Origin of the sequence: Halobacillus sp. Cin3 (assembly GCF_947311855.1) — a bacterium.
Taxonomy (GTDB): domain Bacteria; phylum Bacillota; class Bacilli; order Bacillales; family Halobacillaceae; genus Halobacillus; species Halobacillus kuroshimensis.
On the sequence record NZ_CAMZMV010000003.1, the window covers coordinates 1 to 18504 of the forward strand.

An 18504-nucleotide genomic window follows, 5' to 3' on the forward strand; every position below is an offset into this window, starting at 1 on the left:
CCGGTACAATACCGAGGCCATCTCTTAGCTGCCTAAGGCTCTTTTTATAAACTGTCCATATTATGGGGTACAGTTCAGGCTTCGGTGCTTTTTTCGGACGCTTTTTTAATGATGTTCCCTGATGAGTCGACGGTTTTGCCAATCAATCCGCCTTCACCGGTAATCGATTTGATGACCTTCCCGGACGAATCGACCGTCTGATGGACGATGTTGTTGGCCTCTTTGGCCACCTGCTTGAAGAAGCCGTCTTTTTCCTTAGAGCTTCGCTTTTCACTCATGTGAACATCTCCTCCTTGGAATCAATGGCTTACCCTTTATACATATGTATCCGTGGCGCTCCTATGACAGAAGAAAAGAAATCTGATTCGGACGTCATGCGCCGGAGGTCCTCATTATGAAGCGCATGTTAACGCTCTGTGAGAATCGTGCTAACTTCACAGTTTCAGGCAGGAAATCAGAGGTGGGTATGGAAAGAAGCGGTGTAAGGCCATATGACAAACAAGGGAGTGTACATGATGAAGAAATTATTTTTGATCGTCTTTAGTCTTGTCTTTTTCACCGGGGGACCAGCTGTAAGCGCTGCTGGAAACCTGTCTGTCCAGGAAGCGATGCAGACGTCCAACGGGACCGATGTGATTGTTGAGGGGTACATCGTGGGCGTACCGGTATCCCAGTCGACCGTGGAGCAGAGCAATTTTTCCTCGAATTATGCTCTCGCGCTTGCGGATGATGCCGGCGAAACGGATATGAACAACATGATCCTGGTCAAATTGGATTCTGAATACCGCTATGAGTGGGGTCTCCAGAACAACCCCGGATTGATGGGGGAAAAAATCGTCGTGGACGGCACCCGTGATGCCTACTTCGGCCATGAAGGCGTCGAATACGTAAGCTCGATCACCAAAACATCCGGTGACTGCGGCGGTGCCGACACCGGAAGCGGGGATGGAGACGGCTCGACGTCCGGTGACTACTACAGCAGTGCGGATGGATTGATGGGAGATGCGTTGAAGCAGGAGCTTCACAACGTCATCGACGATCATACGGAGCTTACATATTCGGACGTATGGGATGCGCTTCGTCATACCGATGAAGATCCGAACAACACAGGCAATGTCCTGCTACTGTATACAGGGAACTCGATTTCCAAGTATGAGAACGGTGGGTATGTCGATGAGTGGAACCGCGAGCACGTCTGGGCGAAGTCCCACGGCGATTTCGGCACGAGAATGGGAGCCGGCACCGACATTCATCACCTGCGTCCGACCGATGTATCGGTGAACTCTGCCCGCAGCAACCTTGATTTTGATAATGGCGGCTCCGCTTATGCCGACGCCCCGGATACGTATTCGGACAGTGACTCCTGGGAACCCCGTGATGAGGTCAAAGGGGATGTGGCCCGGATGATTTTCTATATGGCCGTCCGCTACGAAGGCGATCAGGGCGAACTGGACCTTGAAATTGCGGATTACACCGGTACGAGCGGTCCATACTTAGGGAAGCTTTCCACATTGAAACAGTGGCACGAGAGTGATCCGGTCGACAGCTTTGAGCGTAACCGTAACGAGATCATTTTCAGTGACTATCAAGGCAACCGCAACCCGTTCATCGACCACCCGGAATATGTGGAACAGATCTGGTAAAGAGAAGATCCCCGGAAGCGGCCTGCTTCCGGGGATTTTATCTTCCCTTTTTATGAAAAGCTTCCTGAAAAGCCGCCGCATCATCCAATTTGAGATAAATGGAGGTCACATTTTTTTTCAATCCGAAAGGCCGGCGGATGGTAACTGGATCTTTCAGCCGGATCACATACGGTGGTGTTTCTTTTTCCAAGCCGTAAAAAGCGAGTTCAATGCTGTCCGCTTTTACCGGCTGATCATTGTTGTATAATCCTTCGACCTTCTCCCATGGAACAGATCCATAGGCCCGGATCCCTTTTTGAAAATGAATCCCGTGACGATCGAGAACGATTGGCGACAGACGTATGGCCTGGTAATCAGCAATGATAAACAAAAGGGCATACACATCCAAAGCTGTGACAATCCAGGCGGCTGTATGACTGAACTGAGCGACCATCAGATGGACAGCGATGATTTCAATGAGCATCGCATGGACAAGCATAAAAAACACGCCGGTATACGCCCCGTCCTGATGGAACGTATACCCATCCGGACGCTGCTTCCGCCAGCTGAACAAGCTGTAGTAAAAAGCGGAAAGGTCCACAGCCAGCACGTGGAAAATCTTCTGCACATGAATAACTCTTTTGAAAGAAAAGGAGTGGTCGACAACTGCAGAAAAGCTCGCCAGAAAATGATACCGTTCCTTTTTTTGAGCTTTGTAGTTTCTTATAAAAAGAGGAACTTTCCTGACGGCTATAAGGAGAACCAGCAATTCAAAGCTGATGACGGCTGCTTCCAGGACGATGACAGAATGGTTGAAATAAGAGAGGTATCCGTCGGCGTGACTCGGGATGATCAGGTTGGCAAGCAGGACACCGATAAAAAGAAGAACAGGCAGAACGATCCACGAGGCGCGCGTTTTGAATCCGAAGAAATAAAGCAGGAGCGGGAGAATGATACCGAGATCAATCGCTGTCGCTGTGCCAATCCGGTCATCAATCGGTCCGGCCAGCTCCAGACGCATCAGAAGCAGGTTGGGGATAAGAATAAGCATCATGAAAAAGAAGATTCGTTTCAGATGAATGTTGGAGAGAGAAAGAGAAGTTGTCACAGCAGATCCCTGCTTTCTGTCTTTTCTATCAGTATACGGGAAGAAAGTGGGTCGTTGTCCGTTTGTATAGGATTGTCATCATTTTTCCATAAAACACATCCCCCCCATAAAAAATAAAGGACTCCCGACCCCGTCCGGCGTATGTAATAGGAATGGGATTTGTTAACGTAAAAGGGGGCAGACGGATGGATGTACGATTCCGCAGCGACGGCCGGTTTTTCAATCACCGCGCCGCCGGCATACTAATCCAGCAGGGGCATGTGCTGTTACATAAACAAAAGAAAGATGCCCACTGGTCCCTGCCGGGTGGTGGCATTGAGCTCGGCGAGGATTCGATGAATACGATCATCCGCGAGATGAGGGAGGAACTCGGCTGGGAGGTCGAGGTCGAGCGTACGGTCTGGATTGCCGAAAGCTTTTTCCCTCACCGCGGAGAAGCGCTTCATGAAGTGGCTTTTTACTATGCGCTGGAAACGAAGGAGCCCAAGTTCAGAGCCGGACCTTTTTCTGGAAAAGAAGGCGATCACCTGATCTATCAGTGGATTGCTCTCGATGATCTGTCCCTGCATGAGGTGAAGCCGGCGTTTCTTAAAAAGTCGCTGCTGGAAATTCCGGATCATCTGATGCATCTGATCCTGAAGGAAACGTTCTAAGCGGACGGGCGGGCTCGTACACTATGACGAATGCGTATGTCAGGGAGGGCAGGCAGTGAAGAAAAAATTTATCACATGGACGTTCATTCTCTACGGCCTCTATAGTCTGGTGCTGGGCCTGTATTTTTTCCAGTGGTCAAACCACGGCGTGCCCCCGGAATACGAAGGGACCGCCGCCGACCCTGCGACATTTATGACCGCGAGGGAGCTTGAACTCAGTCAGGAATACTCGACCTATCAGAACTTCCTCTCCTTTCTCGGCGAGCCGTTGGAGTGGATCGTCTACCTCGGTGTGATGATTTTCGGCGCGTCGATCGTCTTCAAGCAGTTCGGGGAAAAGGTGTCACGCTTCCGCATCATCCAGATTCCGTTGTTTGTGCTGCTGTTATCGACGCTGACATCGATCCTGCTATTCCCGATCGATTACGTCAAGCGGCGCTTGTCGGTGGAGTACGGCATTTCCACCCAGAGCTTTTCAAGCTGGATGCGCGATGAGCTGCTCAGCTTCTGGATTGGCTGGCTCATCATGGCCGTTCTCATTACTGTGTTATATTTCTTAATGAAAAAATTCGAAAAGCGCTGGTGGCTGATCGCCTGGCTGCTCATGATTCCGTTTCTCATTTTCATGATGTACCTGCAGCCGGTCGTCATCGACCCGCTTTATAATGATTTCGGAGAACTGCAGGACAAACAGCTCGAGGAAAAAATTCTCACGCTCGCCGATGAAGCGGATATTCCCGCTGACCGTGTTTATGAAGTGAATATGTCGGAGAAAACGAACAGCATGAACGCCTACGTGAACGGCATCGGCTCCAATCTCCGCATCGTTTTATGGGATACGACGCTCAACCGGCTTCAGGAAAACGAAGTGCTTTTCATCATGGCGCATGAAATCGGCCACTACGTTATGAACCACCTGTATTGGAATCTTGCCGGTGCCATTTTCGCCACCTTCCTTGGACTGCTGGCGACCTATCATCTGCTGCGGTGGAGCGTCCGGCGCTACGGAGAAAAACTCGGGTTCACGAAGGTGTCCGACATTGCCAGTCTTCCGATGTTTTATTTGATCCTGACGCTGCTTTCCTTTATCGCAAGTCCTGTTGAGCTTGCGGTATCACGCGATGCAGAAGCGGATGCCGACCGTTATGCGATCGAGATGACACAGGATACGGAAGCGGCTGTCGGGTCCTTCCAGGAGCTCACCGTCAACGGCTTGAGTGACGTCGATCCGCCGGCGCTCGTGAAGTACCTGCGCTACGGGCATCCGACGATGATGGAGCGGATCTATATGCTGGAAAACTATGAGCTGAGCGAAGAGGAGTAGGTACGAGCCTCCGGGTATCCGGGGGCTTGTTCTGTTCAGAGCGCCTTATTATTTGTCACGATCTGCAGCTGGTAAAGGACGCGCGCCAGGCGCTCCCGGTTCTTTTCGCTGACCTCGATGAACTCCACCCCGTAGACGACGGCGGAGCTTGATAATTCTTCATGCTTCCGGGCCATCCGGGCCTGCAGGTCAAAATCTTCGTCATTCAAGGAAAACTGCAGCGCGATAGTAATGTTCTCCTGGATAGGGATGTTGTACTCCGATGAAAATTTCAATCCGGTAAGGCTGATGTTTTCAATGTAGCCGATAAAGTATTTCTGGTTCAAGGCCTTGAACCGTTTGGTGTCGATATCAACGATGATGATTTTACTTTCGACACGGGGGACATTGACCCGCAGGCTTCTTTGGACGTAAGGATGATTCGATGGGGGACCGATTCTTTTCGGGGCGTCGTCTGCTGATGGAGTGGCCGCGGGTTTTCTTTTGAACAAATCTTTCATTATCATCACGGCGAATACGACAATGATCAGGGCTTCTGCCCATACGATATAAACCAAGACAACCACCTCGTAACCCTTCTAGTTTATCCCGGTTCTCTCTCTGACTGGCCCGGGCTGAAATGTTGGATGCACGCAGTCTCCTGGTTTTCCTTCTTTTTAGAGGGCCTCACACTCCTTTTTGGGTATTTTTATCTATGTTATTGCATGATAAAGGTGTTTGCTTTTACATATCCCATGTTTGTTTTAGGAAAAGCTGTGATTTTTACAAAACGTGAGTGGAAAGGAGGCTGCTTAGAACACTTCCTTTATTTATGGATCTCCTGCATGGTAATGTTTAGGTGATACTTCAAAGGGGAGCGTGATCGTTTGTTAACAAAGTGGAAGGCTGTGCTGGTTCTTTTTACTATTTTGTTCATTTCAGCGTGCAGTTCAGAAGGTACAACAGAGAAGGCTGATGAGCCCGAAGAAAAAGTGGAGGAAGAATCTTCTTCTAATGATGAAAAGGAACCTGAAATCGTGGAAACCGACCGGGGGAATTTTGAAATGGTCTCCACCGCCGAAGATATAGGTACATATGAAACAGGACCTGTTACCTTGGATTTCGCAGCGGCAAGCCTTGTTACAGGCACCTATACCGATGACTTGTTCATCGACTTGATTGGCAGAGAAGACGTAGAGTACTTGAATCTGGGAATGGACCTTGCCGTGTCCAATAAGGATATTATTTTTACATGGGATCATTTCCGTGTGGAGACAGGTACGGGTGAAATGGTTGATCCGGATGAGAAGATGAGTGATGGCCTCGTGGAACGTATTTTCCGTGAAGAAGGTATTTCAAGGTTGTTCACGTTCTTCTTTGATGAAACGAACGTGAAAGATATTGAGGAACTGACCCTCTATGTCAAAGCTCCGACTGATCAAACAGGAAACCCTTTAGGCGATGATCTGGAGATTGATCTTCCTTTGCATCCATAATGCAGGAACCTCCCTCGTTCATGAGGGAGGTTTTTCGTCGCTTTTCCGCTCCAGACGGTCCAACCGCTCTTTCAACCTCTTATTCTCTTTTTTCGCCTGTTCCGCTGTATAAAAAGCCCCGACAGCCAAAGATAAGGCCATCCAGCTCCACAACCAATCCATATCGAACACCTCCTTTTCTCATCCTATCATGGTAAAAAAAGGAGGAGGGGTATCTAGCAACTCCACCTCTCTTTTGATAGACTCAAAGTAGCGACTATTGAAAACGTTATCATATCAAAGGAGTGACCCAGGATGCCATCGATGCTTGAGGAGCGCAATCATGTGCTGGAGACACTGTTTGGCAATGTGAAGCACTGTATCGTCGTCGTCGACCGGGACGGCCGGATTTCCTATATGAACGAGAGCTACGGCCGTTTCTTAGAAGTCGACCAAAAAGAAATCACCGGCCGCCATGTCACTGAAGTGATTGAGAATACGCGGATGCACATCGTCGTGGACACCGGCGAGGAGGAGATGGCCGATCTCCAGAAGATCCGCGGCGACTATATGATCGCCCACCGTATTCCGCTCCAGGAGGATGGGGAAGTGATTGGGGCCCTCGGCATGGTGCTGTTCCGTGATACCGATGAATGGAAAATCATGAACACCCACATCAAGGATCTCCTGCTTGAGCTCGAGACATACCGCAGCCAGATGCAGCACGTGAACGGCGCCAAGTATTCGCTGCATGACATCATCACCACCTCACCGGAAGTACTGCAGGTCAAGGAAAAGATCCGCAAAACCGCCTACAGCGACGTGTCGGTGCTCGTCCGCGGCGAAAGCGGGACAGGAAAGGAATTGTTCGCCCACAGCATCCATCACTTGAGTGAGCGGAGCCAGCAGCCGTTCATCAAGGTGAACTGCGCGGCTATCCCGGAGCACTTGATCGAAGCGGAGCTGTTCGGCTATCAGGAAGGAGCGTTTACCGGGGCGAAAAAAGGCGGCAAGCCGGGAAAATTCCAGCTCGCCCACGGCGGCACGCTGTTTCTTGATGAAATCGGCGACATGCCGCTCCACGCCCAGGTGAAAATCCTCCGCGCCCTGCAGGAAGGCGAAATCGAAGCGGTCGGGGCCGAGAAGCCGCAGGCCATCGACGTCCGCATCATCGCTGCCACCAACCGGCCGCTCGAAGCGCTCATCAAGGAGGACAAATTCCGGGAGGATCTCTTCTACCGCATCAATGTCGTCCAGATCGATATTCCGCCGCTCCGCAGACGCCGGGGCGACATTAAGGTGCTCACGAAGTTTCTGTTGAAAAAGCTCAGTGACCGGACCGGCAAACGGGTCGAGACGCTCGCCCCGGACGTGGAGGCTCTCTTTAACAAACACGACTGGCCGGGGAACGTCCGTGAACTGGAAAACGTCATCGAATCCGCCATTCATATGACCGACGACGGGGAAATCCGTTACAGGAACCTGCCGGATTATCTGTCATCATCCGGAAACGGCCAGCGCGCCGGGCAGACGCTCAAGGATGTCGTTGAGGAAGCGGAAAAAGCGGCGATCCTCCGGGCAATCGAAGAAGCGGACGGTGACAAATGTGCAGCCGCCGACCGCCTCGGCATCGGCAAATCAAGCCTGTATGACAAAGTGAAAAAGTACGACTTGTAAGCCATTCCAGATTTCAGGAATCCGTTCCGGAAATCCGGAATGGGTTTTTTATGCCTTTTTGTAAGGGTTTTCATGAATGTTGAATCAGTTTTTCCATAAATCCGGAAAGCAAAAAAACAGATGCCTTTAGTACCGCGGTTGAAAAGTTGGCATGAAACTTGCATGTAGAAGGGTGGAAGGGGTGGAAACCAATATGAAACACATTCACACATCATTTCAGGAAGCTGTTAAGGACATAAACGATCACTCAACGATTATGGTCGGAGGATTCGGACTCGTCGGAATCCCGGAAAATCTCATTTTGGCACTCGTCGAATCGAACGTGAAGCATCTCACCGTCATCAGCAACAACTGTGGCGTTGACGACTGGGGTCTCGGCCTGCTTTTGGAAAACAAACAGATTGATAAGATGATCGGCTCCTACGTCGGCGAAAACAAGGAATTCGAACGTCAGGTGCTCGCAGGCGAACTGGAAGTCGAGCTCACGCCGCAGGGAACGCTCGCAGAACGCATCCGCGCCGGCGGCGCCGGCATCCCGGCCTTCTATACACCGGCAGGCGTCGGAACCCCGATTGCGGAAGGAAAAGAAGTGCGCACCTTCGACGGCAGGGATTATCTGCTGCAGACCGGACTCACCGCTGATGTCAGCCTTGTCCGTGCCCTGAAGGGAGACAAGCACGGCAACCTCATTTATAACAAAACGGCGCGCAACTTCAACCCGATGATGGCCGCTGCTGGTGCTGTCACGATCGCCGAAGTCGAAGAGCTGGTCGAGCCGGGCGACCTCGATGCCGATCAGATCCACACACCAGGCATCTACGTACAGGGACTCATTGAAGGACAGCAGGAAAAACGCATCGAACGCCGGACCGTACGCACTCACGCATAACAAAAGGAGGGGCTATTATGGCCGTAGAAATGGATAAAGCGGCAGTCAGGGAACTGATTGCCCGACGTGCTGAAAAGGAAATTGAAAGCGGTTACTACGTGAACCTTGGAATTGGAATGCCGACGATGGTCGCCAACTACATCGATAATGATAAGGAAGTGGTCCTGCAGTCGGAAAACGGACTGCTCGGCATCGGACGCTCTCCGTATGAAGAGGAAGTCGATCCGGATTTGATCAACGCCGGAAAGGAAACCGTCACCGCCTCCATCGGCGCCGCTTACTGTGACAGTGCTGAATCGTTCGCGATGATCCGCGGCGAGCACCTCGACCTTGCGATTTTAGGCGGGATGGAAGTCGCAGAAAACGGCGATCTCGCCAACTGGATGATTCCTGGAAAAATGATCAAAGGCATGGGCGGGGCGATGGATATCGTCCACGGCTCCAAAAAAGTCGTCATCATCATGGACCACGTGAACAAGCACGGAGATCCGAAGATCCTGAAGGCATGCCGTCTGCCGCTTACAGGAAAAGGCGTCGTCGACCGCATCATCACCGAGCGTGCCGTCATGGACGTAACAGAGGAAGGCCTGAAGCTGATCGAAATCGCCGAAGGCTGGACGGTAGACGAAATCAAGGCATCGACAGAAGCGGATCTGATCGTCAGCGACGAGCTGATGACAATCCAGTCCAACACGTGAGGAGGAACACCGGATGGTAGAAAATAAAGTCGTCTTCATTACAGGCGCGGCCAGCGGCATCGGCTATGAAATCGGCACCGAATTCGCCAAGAACGGCGCCAAGGTCGTCTTGAGCGATATAAACGAGGAAAAAGTGAAGGAAGCCGAAAAGCAGCTATCTTCAGAAGGGTATGACGTCACTGGTCTCGTCTGTGACGTGACGAAGGAAAAGGATATCCAGGACGCCATTGATGCAACCGTGGACAAGTACGGCCGTCTCGACGTGCTCGTCAACAACGCCGGCCTCCAGCACGTTTCGTCCATCGAGGAGTTTCCGACAGAGAAGTTCGAGCTGATTACGAAGATCATGCTCGTGGCCCCGTTCATGGCGACAAAGCACGTATTCCCGATTATGAAAAAGCAGGGCTTCGGCCGCATCCTCAACATGGCCTCCATCAACGGCCTGATCGGATTCGCCGGCAAGTCCGCCTACAACAGCGCCAAGCACGGCGTCATCGGTCTCACAAAAGTGACCGCTCTGGAAGGCGCGGAGGACGGCATTACCGTCAACGCTATCTGCCCGGGCTATGTCGATACACCGCTCGTCCGCAACCAGCTTGAGGATCTCGCCAACAACCGCGGCGTCTCGCTCGATAAGGCACTTGAGGAAGTCATCTATCCGCTCGTGCCGCAGAAGCGTCTCCTGGAAGTCCAGGAAATCGCCGACTACGCGCTGTTTTTAGCCAGTGACAAAGCGAAAGGCATTACCGGTCAGGCGGCTGTCATCGACGGCGGCTATACGACCCAGTAACCGAAAGGGGTATTTCAATGAAATCCGTATATATCGTAGAAGGAGCGCGCACGCCGTTCGGTACGTTCGGCGGCGCCCTCAAAGACGTGGAGCCGACAGACCTCGGCATCACCGCAGGAAAAGAAGCGCTGAAGCGGAGCGGCATCGACGCCGGCAGCATCGACTTTTCCGTCATCGGCAACGTCATTCATTCATCTCAAAACGCACCATACATGGCGCGCCACATCGCGCTGAAAACAGGCATCCCGATGGATAGCCCGGCACTTGCCGTCAACCGCCTCTGCGGCTCGGGCATGCAGTCCGTTGTTTCCGCAGCCCAGTCGATTCTCCTTGGGGAAGGGAACACCGCGCTTGCCGGCGGTGTCGACAGCATGAGTCTCGCCCCGTACGCCCTGCGCGGCAGCCGTTTTGGTACGAAGCTCGGCACACCGAAGGTCGATGATATGCTCTGGTCTGCGCTTACCGATGAGTACATCGGTGCCGGCATGGGCATGACAGGGGAAAATCTGGCCGAACGTTATGAAATCTCACGCGAAGCCCAGGATGAATATGCGACCCGCAGTCACCAGCGTGCCGCCGAAGCCCGGCGCTCCGGCCGTTTTGCTGAGGAAATCGCTCCGGTGGAAGTGAAGGGACGCAAAGGCACGACCGTCGTCGATCAGGACGAGCACATCCGGGAGGACACGAATTCAGAAAAGCTGGCCAAGCTGAAGCCCGCCTTCAAAAAAGACGGCAGTGTCACAGGCGGAAACGCGAGCGGCATCAATGACGGCGCTGGAGCCGTCGTTCTGGCCAGTGAAAATCACGTCCAGGACCACAGCTTAAGCCCTGTGGCAAGAATCGTTTCCTGGTCCGTGGCCGGTGTGGATCCGCACTACATGGGCATCGGTCCTGCGCCGGCGATCCGTCAGGCGCTTGAAAAAGCGGAGCTCTCCCTTGAGGATATGGATCTTATCGAAGTGAATGAAGCCTTTGCCGCGCAGTATCTGGCGGTGGAAAAAGAGCTCGGGCTCGACCGTGAAAAAGTGAACGTCAACGGCGGCGCCATCGCGCTCGGTCACCCGGTCGGCGCCAGCGGGACCCGCGTGTTGTATACGATGATCAAGGAATTGAAGCGCCGCGGCGGACGCTATGGAGTCGCTTCACTCTGCATCGGAGGCGGACAGGGGATTGCCATGGTCGTCGAATCCGTCTAAAATCTTAATGTAAAAATCATTTAGGGGGAAACACCAATGTTCGGGATATTACTCGGCCTCATCGTCCTGATGGCGCTCGCCTACCTCGGCTGGTCGATCATCTGGGTCGCACCGATCGCTGCCGGCGTCGTCGCCGTCACCGGCGGCCTCGACCTGCTCGATGCTTATAAAGATACGTACATGGGCGGCTTTGTCGCCTTTGCGAAATCATGGTTCCCGGTCTTCATGCTCGGGGCGATCTTCGGAAAACTGATGGAGGACACCGGCATGGCCCGCTCGGTCGCCGTCGCATTCACAAAAGTGATCGGCACCAAGCGCGCCATCCTCGGCGTACTCGTCTCCGCCGCCGTCTTAACGTACGGCGGGGTGAGCTTGTTCGTCGTCGTCTTCGCGGTCTATCCGCTCGCCTTATCGCTGTTCCGGGAAGCCAACATCAGCCGGAAGCTCATACCAGCGACCGTCGGGCTCGGCGCCTTCACCTTCACGATGACGGCCCTGCCTGGTACACCGCAGATCCAAAACCTCATTCCAATGGAATACTTCGGTACAACCGCATCCGCGGCCCCGGTCATGGGGATCGTCGCCGCCATCATCATGGCGGTCGGAGGTTATTTGTACCTGCGCTTTAGAGAGAAACAGCTGCGTGACAGAGGCGACATCTTCTTCGAACCGGAGGATAAAAGTTCACTCGGTGACGTGGAGCGCGAGCCGAACTTCATCTTGTCGATTCTGCCGCTGCTGACCGTGTTACTGACACTAAACTTGCTGCAATGGGACGTTGTCACCGCATTAATCGCAGGAATTCTTTTAATTATGCTGCTGAACATCACCTTGTTCAAAAAGTTCGTCACATCCATCAACAAAGGAGCAAGCGGCTCGGTTATCGCCATCATCAATACCAGTGCCGCCGTCGGCTTCGGGACCGTCGTCCGCGAAGTGCCCGGCTTTGAGAAGCTCACGCAGATCCTCGTCGGCATCAAAGGCAACCCGCTCATCTCAGAAGCGGTCGCCGTCAACGTCCTCGCCGGCGCCACAGGATCCGCCTCCGGCGGCCTCGGCATCGCCCTGGAAGCCCTCGGCTCCAAGTATTATCAGATCGCCCAGGACACCGGCATCAGCGCCGAAGCGTTCCACCGCGTCGCTTCCCTGTCCTCCGGCGGCCTCGACGTGCTGCCGCACAACGGAGCGGTGCTCACGCTGTTTGCGATTACCGGCATGACCCACAAGGACAGCTACCGTGACATCTTCGTTGTCGCGCTGTTGATCCCGGTCATTTCCGTTGCGGTCGTCATTCTGTTGAATACGATTGGCATTCTATAAAGAGAGATAAACATGTCATGATGATGGTCACGTTCCGCGTATCGGTGGCTGCTTGCCGCGGGCACGACCTCAGCTAACTTGGGCAGAAAAACCATATGCCCAAGTGGATCTTCGGTTCGTGCTGTTCCCGCAGGCGTCACCACCGAACGCTGCTCATGACCTCAACTTAAAAGAGAGTAAACACCCTCTCAAGCTTGAATGAACACCACAGGATGCCTGTGGTGTTTTTCTATTCCTGGAATCGTCATGGTAAACTAAAGGAAACAGAACGTAGGGGAGGAACCACCATGAAATTAACCATTGTCACGGTAGGAAAACTGAAAGAAAAGTATTTGAAGCAGGGAATCGCCGAATACGTAAAGCGTCTCGGCCCCTACGCCAAAGTCGAGGTCGTCGAAGTGCCCGACGAAAAAGCACCGGAAAATCTGAGTGAAGCGCAGATGCTTGAAGTGAAGCAGAAGGAAGGCGAGCGCATCCTGAGCAAGATCTCCCAGGACACCTATGTCATTACGCTTGAAATTGAAGGGAAGCAGCTGACGTCTGAGAAGCTGGCGAAAAAGATGGACGAGCTTGCGACGTACGGAAAGAGCAAAGTCGCATTCGTGATCGGAGGATCACTTGGCTTGAGTGATGAAGTGCTGGAGAGAAGCGATTTCGGATTGTCGTTTTCGAATATGACGTTCCCGCACCAGTTGATGCGGTTGATGCTGGTGGAGCAGGTGTATCGGGCGTTTAAGATTAATCGGAATGAACCGTATCATAAGTAAGGTTATCAGTTCCCTAAAACGTAAGAGAAGGTTATTCCAAATGGAATAACCTTCTCTTTTGTTATTTAGAAATCAATAATCGCAGCAGGTCTCTTGTCACCGGTTCCTGGATATATGTAGGAAGAAGTCCAGATCTGCCTGTAAATGATCCTTCATCAGTGCCTCTGCTCGATCAGGCTCACGGTTAAGGATGGCCTGATATATGTCCTCATGCTCTTCAATTAATCCAGGTCGGTTATGATACACAACCGTTTTACGGAATAGATAGATGATGGATTGCATCCGGTTAATGGTTTCGATCATAAATGTATTGTTACTTGCTTCCACAATGACATCATGGAATTGTTTGTTTGACGTCATGGTTTCTTCGTAGTTTCCGTTCTTACTCGAATCAATACAGTCTTTCAAAATGGTTAAGGTCGATGGATCCATATAATTTGCTGCTAGACGAGTGGCATCTCCTTCGAGGAGCATCCGGACCCGGAACATATCACGAAGGTCGGATTCTGTTGGCTGGGCGACCCGCTTATCCCTTACAAGGCCTTCTTCTTCCAACTTTCGTAAGGCTTCACGAACCGGCGTGCGGCTCACCCCAAGGGCTTTTGCAAAGCGATCCTCGACTAATTTGGTTTTTCCTTTGATTTCGCCGTTTAAAATTTGCTCCCGAATATATTCATAGGCCTGAGTATAAGCGGAAGCGCGTTTAGATGTACTCATAATCGGTTGGCTTCTTCAATCAGAATTCATAATTTTTACAGCGCGGATTGAATCAGCACTCACGCCCCCTTTTGCTGGTTATAGTATAACATTTCTCTCCTGTCATAAAATGTATGATCACAAAATGATTGTTTTTGTATACAATTTTAAAAATAATGTATACAAAAAAGATTTCGTGTAATACAATGGCTTTAACGAATTATGAAAGCGCTACTACAGGAGGTCTTCAATATGAGAATTGGATTTATTGGATTAGGTATTATGGGAAAGCCGATGGCAGCCAATTTATTGAATGAAGGTTATGACTTAATCGTCTTTGACGTAAATGAGCGTGCGACTGAGGAAGTGAAGGACCTTGGAGCTTCTGCAGGGGTGCATGCCGCTCACGTAGCAAAAGAAAGTGATGTTATTTTCACAATGCTTCCAAAGGGGGAGCATGTAAAAAGTGTCCTGTTTGGTGAAAGCGGTATCATAGAAGGGGCAGATGCCGGTACAACGGTTGTGGATATGAGCTCCATTTCGCCGGTCGATACAAGAGCCTTTGCAGATCAATTGGAAGATAAAGGGCTATCCCTCATTGATGCCCCTGTCAGTGGTGGGGAACCAAGAGCGATTGATGGAACACTCTCCTTTATGGTTGGTGGAAGGAAGGAAAAATTCGAAGAAGTTAAACCATTGCTTGAGGTAATGGGAGAGAACATCGTATTAGTTGGTGAGGTTGGAAGTGGAACCACAGCAAAGCTTGCCAACCAAGTGATGGTCAATGTAAATATCGCTGCTATGTCCGAAGCCTTTACTCTTGCTGCGAAATCCGGTATTGATTTAGAGAAAATGTATGAAGCCGTACGTGGAGGACTTGCTGGAAGTGCTGTACTCGATGCGAAGACGCCTCTGGTCCTGGAGCGCAACTTTAAAGCCGGCGGCCGCATAGATATTAACGCTAAGGATCTTACCAATGTGATAGGAACGGCGGAGGAGCTGGAGTTAGACCTGCCTCTTTCCCAGCAGGTGCTTCATATGTTTGAACGTTTAATAGAAGAAGGGAAAGCAGGCGACGATCATGCCGGCTTGATCCAATATTATGAAAAGCAATTTCAAACGAATGGGACTCTTTAGAAGCGAAGCAGAAAGGGTGAAAACATGAATCAAACGATAAATTTGAAAGAGTATATAAACAGCTTGAATAACCATGAAGACAGCAGCTTGAAGCAGCAGTGGGAGGAGGCATATGCTTCTTTTCAACATAAGATCGTTGTGTTGGATGATGATCCTACAGGTGTTCAAACCGTCCATGACGTAGCTGTCTACACAGATTGGGAGAAAGATACGATTCACAAAGCTTTTCAAGAGGACAATCAAATGTTTTTTATCCTGACGAATTCGAGGTCCTTCAGTGAACAACAAACGGCTGATGTTCACCAGACTATAGCTGAGCGTGTGGAGTCCATCTCTAACCAGACGAATATTCCATACATTTTGATTAGTCGAGGGGACTCTACTTTACGAGGGCATTATCCTTTGGAGACGGATACGTTAAGAAACGCAATAGAAGACCGTTCACATTCTTCGGTGGACGGAGAAATCCTTATTCCCTTTTTCAAAGAAGGGGGCCGCTTTACGATTGAAGGGGTTCACTATGTAAAAAGCGGGAGTGATTATATTCCAGCTGGTGAGACAGAATTCGCCAAAGACCGTACGTTTGGTTTTCAATCGAGCGATTTACGATCCTACGTGGAAGAAAAAACAAAAGGGGCATACGCTGGCGAAGATGTAACAACGATAACCTTAGAATCCTTAAGAGCGATGGATATAGATGCGATCCACTCCCAGTTACAGAAGGTGTCCGGCTTTGGGAAAGTGGTTGTCGACGCTTTAACTGAAGAGGATCTTCAAGTATTCTCTATTGCCTTAATCCGCTCCATCCAAGCAGGGAAACAATTCTTGTTCCGAACAGCTGCCTCCTTTACAAAAGTCATTGGAAATATTTCTTCCAAGCCTCTGCTTACGAAAGAACAGCTCGTTCATAAGCACTCCAATCATGGCGGGCTTATCATCGTAGGGTCACACGTGAATAAGACAACCGAGCAATTGAATGAATTGAAAAAGCTTGAAGATCTTCACGTCATCGAATTTGACAGCCACCTCGTGTTAGATAAGAAAGCATTGGAAAAAGAAGTGGAACGTGTGATTAATGAAGTGGATGAGACTATTCAAAGCGGTCTTTCTACGGTGGTTTATACAAGAAGGGAACGTCTCGACCTTGGAGAAGGCAAGGAAGAGGAGGAACTTAAACTTTCCGTGGATATTTCAAAAGCAGTCACGAATATCGTACGTTCCCTTACCAGTCAACCAAAGTATATGATTGCAAAAGGCGGCATTACTTCAAGCGACATCGGTACTCATGGGTTAGGCGTTATTCGAGCGAATGTCATGGGCCAGGTCGCTCCGGGGATACCCGTTTGGCAGACGGATGAAGAAAGCAAGTTTCCCAACCTTCCATATATTATTTTTCCAGGAAACGTTGGGGACCGAAGTACATTAAAGAATATCGTACAGTCAATTTCTTAACGAGGCGCCAACCCGTTTTTGTAGAGAGGGAAGAACGGGTTGGCTTCTCCACTAAAAAAGGAGTGAGTCCATGTTGTCTGGTAACCTGTTGATTTTGATCTTTTTCCTATCCTTAGCGTTCCTGTTTTTCCTTATTTTAAAAGTAAAGCTGGAGCCATTCTTATCCTTGATCGCTGTCGCTCTGCTTACCGGCCTGATCATAGGAATGCCCGCATCTGAAGTTCCGGGCATCATTGTAAGCGGTTTCGGTAATACGTTGGCTGGTGTAGGGATTCTCATTGGTTTAGGTGTCATCTTTGGACAGTTCCTTGCTGCATCTGGAGCAATCGAAAAGATTGCGCAGTCCATCTTAAAGGTGTTTGGTAAAGAAAAATCCCCTGCGGGACTATCTTTAACAGGTGCAACGGTTGGGATTCCTGTCTATTTTGATGCTGCCTTCGTTATTTTAACTGGACTTATAAAAAGCTTATCTAGAAAAACAGGAATCTCCATCGTATCCTTTGTGACGGCGCTTGGGGTAGGATTAATTGTCTCCCACAGTATGATTGCTCCAACGCCGGGGCCGTTAGTCGTCGCTGAAAATACAAGCGCAGATCTAGGATTGTTTATTGTTTACGGCCTTATATGTGCTATACCAGCAACACTGGTAGGCGGCTATTTTTATGGGATGTTTATTGGAAGAAGAGTAAAACAACAACAGGACCCTGAGCAGGGCATAGCAGAAACCGCTGCTGCTGTAGAAGAAGTGGAAGGGCCGACGATCAGCACAGGTTTGTCCTATGCCATCCTTACCCTTCCTATCGTATTGATTCTGTTGAATACCATTACGGATCTTGTAGCCGGCGGTACAGGATTAGCGACTGTTTTCGGCTTTATTGGCGACAAAAACGTTGCGCTCTTTATCTCCGTCATCGTTGCTGTCATCGTTCTCCCTAAATACATGAAAGAATCGAACCAAACGTTATACAGCCAGGCTATTAATACAGCAGGAAGTATTCTGCTTATCACGGGTGCCGGTGGTGGATTCGGAGCGGTGATTAATGAAAGTGGTATCGGTGACCACTTAATCCAGACGATGCAGAACTGGAGCATTCCAGTTATCCTGCTCGCCTTTATCTTCTCGCAAATTCTGCGTGCTTCCTTAGGATCTACAACGGTTGCCCTGGTTACAACATCCAGTATCATCGGTCCAATGGTTGCAGAACTAGGTGTCTCTCCTGTTCTCGTCGGCCTCGCGATCTGTGCGGGTGGTGTAGGGTTGTCCCTGCCGAATGATTCTGGATTCTGGGTGGTCAGTCGTTTCAGTAAACTGTCCGTTCCGGATACCCTGCGTGCTTGGACATTAGGCGGGTTTGTAGCAGGGATCAGTGCACTTGTTATGGTGTTTGTATTAAGCTTGTTCAGCGGTATACTGCCTGGGATCTAACGTATATGAATATAGGAATTGATTTCAGCGTAGGGTTACCCTTTATCATGTAAAAGACCCTCGATAGTATTTATACTATCGAGGGTCTTTTGTATAGAAATAATATGTCTTTTATCGCGAAATACAAAGGTACAGACCAATTACTAACAGATGATACATCCAATGTATAGATTAAAAAATGATGGGAAGTAAAAAATGTTAGCTGGATATATCTAATATTTTCTTGAGAATGACCAATGATCCTTTGTTAGTGTAAAAATATAATTAAAATGACCTATTTCAGCTGCAAGAATCA

19 protein-coding genes are annotated in these 18504 nt (G+C 50.2%); 14 read left to right on the plus strand and 5 right to left on the minus strand.

Annotated features, from left to right (window positions below):
- Positions 1-74 precede the first annotated feature (74 nt).
- Positions 75-278 carry a hypothetical protein gene (locus QMA39_RS10785; RefSeq protein WP_281658723.1) on the minus strand — a complete coding sequence of 68 codons (204 nt, stop codon included), beginning with the start codon at positions 276-278 and terminating at the stop codon, positions 75-77.
- Positions 279-515: 237 nt separating this feature from the next.
- Between QMA39_RS10785 and QMA39_RS10790 the strand changes: the two genes are divergently transcribed.
- Positions 516-1643 carry an endonuclease gene (locus tag QMA39_RS10790; protein ID WP_281658724.1) on the plus strand — a complete coding sequence of 376 codons (1128 nt, stop codon included), beginning with the start codon at positions 516-518 and terminating at the stop codon, positions 1641-1643.
- A gap of 37 nt (positions 1644-1680) precedes the next feature.
- Here the strand turns inward: QMA39_RS10790 and QMA39_RS10795 are convergent, their stop codons facing one another.
- Positions 1681-2730: a hypothetical protein gene (locus tag QMA39_RS10795; RefSeq protein ID WP_281658725.1), complete on the minus strand. Its 1050-nt coding sequence runs from the start codon at positions 2728-2730 to the stop codon at positions 1681-1683.
- Positions 2731-2915: 185 nt separating this feature from the next.
- Between QMA39_RS10795 and QMA39_RS10800 the strand changes: the two genes are divergently transcribed.
- Positions 2916-3383: an NUDIX domain-containing protein gene (locus QMA39_RS10800; protein ID WP_281658726.1), complete on the plus strand. Its 468-nt coding sequence runs from the start codon at positions 2916-2918 to the stop codon at positions 3381-3383.
- A 55-nt stretch (positions 3384-3438) separates the two neighbouring features.
- Entirely contained in the window at positions 3439-4707 is a 1269-nt protein-coding gene (locus QMA39_RS10805) for a M48 family metallopeptidase (protein WP_281658727.1), read from the plus strand.
- A gap of 35 nt (positions 4708-4742) precedes the next feature.
- Here the strand turns inward: QMA39_RS10805 and QMA39_RS10810 are convergent, their stop codons facing one another.
- On the minus strand, positions 4743-5264 hold the full coding sequence (locus tag QMA39_RS10810) for a PilZ domain-containing protein (RefSeq protein WP_281658728.1): 522 nt from the start codon (positions 5262-5264) through the stop codon (positions 4743-4745).
- Positions 5265-5573: 309 nt separating this feature from the next.
- Between QMA39_RS10810 and QMA39_RS10815 the strand changes: the two genes are divergently transcribed.
- Entirely contained in the window at positions 5574-6182 is a 609-nt protein-coding gene (locus tag QMA39_RS10815; RefSeq protein WP_281658729.1) for a hypothetical protein, read from the plus strand.
- Positions 6183-6200: 18 nt separating this feature from the next.
- On the opposite strand, the gene QMA39_RS10820 is transcribed toward QMA39_RS10815, so the two are convergent.
- The gene (locus QMA39_RS10820; RefSeq protein WP_281658730.1) at positions 6201-6344 is read right to left on the minus strand and encodes a LapA family protein; all 144 of its coding nucleotides are present in this window, start codon (positions 6342-6344) and stop codon (positions 6201-6203) included.
- Positions 6345-6485: 141 nt separating this feature from the next.
- Here QMA39_RS10820 and QMA39_RS10825 point away from each other — a divergent pair, with 141 nt between their 5' ends.
- The 7 genes from QMA39_RS10825 to rlmH all read left to right on the plus strand — a co-directional run bounded on the left by QMA39_RS10825 (position 6486) and on the right by rlmH (position 13498).
- A complete protein-coding gene (locus QMA39_RS10825) occupies positions 6486-7838 on the plus strand; it encodes a sigma 54-interacting transcriptional regulator (protein ID WP_281658979.1) in 1353 nt (450 codons plus the stop codon).
- Between the two features lie 193 nt (positions 7839-8031).
- Positions 8032-8727 (plus strand): CoA transferase subunit A, encoded by a 696-nt coding sequence (locus QMA39_RS10830; RefSeq protein WP_281658731.1) that lies wholly within the window; start codon positions 8032-8034, stop codon positions 8725-8727.
- Positions 8728-8744: 17 nt separating this feature from the next.
- The gene (locus tag QMA39_RS10835; RefSeq protein WP_281658732.1) at positions 8745-9425 is read left to right on the plus strand and encodes a 3-oxoacid CoA-transferase subunit B; all 681 of its coding nucleotides are present in this window, start codon (positions 8745-8747) and stop codon (positions 9423-9425) included.
- Between the two features lie 13 nt (positions 9426-9438).
- Positions 9439-10215 carry a 3-hydroxybutyrate dehydrogenase gene (locus QMA39_RS10840; protein ID WP_281658733.1) on the plus strand — a complete coding sequence of 259 codons (777 nt, stop codon included), beginning with the start codon at positions 9439-9441 and terminating at the stop codon, positions 10213-10215.
- 17 nt (positions 10216-10232) lie between these two features.
- A complete protein-coding gene (locus QMA39_RS10845; protein WP_281658734.1) occupies positions 10233-11411 on the plus strand; it encodes an acetyl-CoA C-acetyltransferase in 1179 nt (392 codons plus the stop codon).
- Positions 11412-11447: 36 nt separating this feature from the next.
- A complete protein-coding gene (locus QMA39_RS10850) occupies positions 11448-12731 on the plus strand; it encodes a GntP family permease (RefSeq protein ID WP_281658735.1) in 1284 nt (427 codons plus the stop codon).
- 287 nt (positions 12732-13018) lie between these two features.
- Positions 13019-13498, plus strand: a complete 480-nt coding sequence (rlmH, locus tag QMA39_RS10855; RefSeq protein WP_206934881.1) for a 23S rRNA (pseudouridine(1915)-N(3))-methyltransferase RlmH — start codon at positions 13019-13021, stop codon at positions 13496-13498.
- A 96-nt stretch (positions 13499-13594) separates the two neighbouring features.
- Here rlmH and QMA39_RS10860 read toward each other — a convergent pair whose 3' ends face one another.
- Positions 13595-14215, minus strand: coding sequence for a GntR family transcriptional regulator (locus tag QMA39_RS10860; RefSeq protein ID WP_281658736.1), 621 nt, complete (start codon positions 14213-14215; stop codon positions 13595-13597).
- A 201-nt stretch (positions 14216-14416) separates the two neighbouring features.
- Between QMA39_RS10860 and garR the strand changes: the two genes are divergently transcribed.
- From garR to QMA39_RS10875, 3 genes are all read left to right on the plus strand, one after another.
- Positions 14417-15331, plus strand: coding sequence for a 2-hydroxy-3-oxopropionate reductase (garR, locus tag QMA39_RS10865; protein ID WP_281658737.1), 915 nt, complete (start codon positions 14417-14419; stop codon positions 15329-15331).
- A 24-nt stretch (positions 15332-15355) separates the two neighbouring features.
- On the plus strand, positions 15356-16783 hold the full coding sequence (locus QMA39_RS10870; protein WP_281658738.1) for a four-carbon acid sugar kinase family protein: 1428 nt from the start codon (positions 15356-15358) through the stop codon (positions 16781-16783).
- Positions 16784-16853: 70 nt separating this feature from the next.
- On the plus strand, positions 16854-18209 hold the full coding sequence (locus QMA39_RS10875) for a GntP family permease (protein ID WP_281658739.1): 1356 nt from the start codon (positions 16854-16856) through the stop codon (positions 18207-18209).
- The last annotated feature ends 295 nt before the right edge of the window (positions 18210-18504 follow it).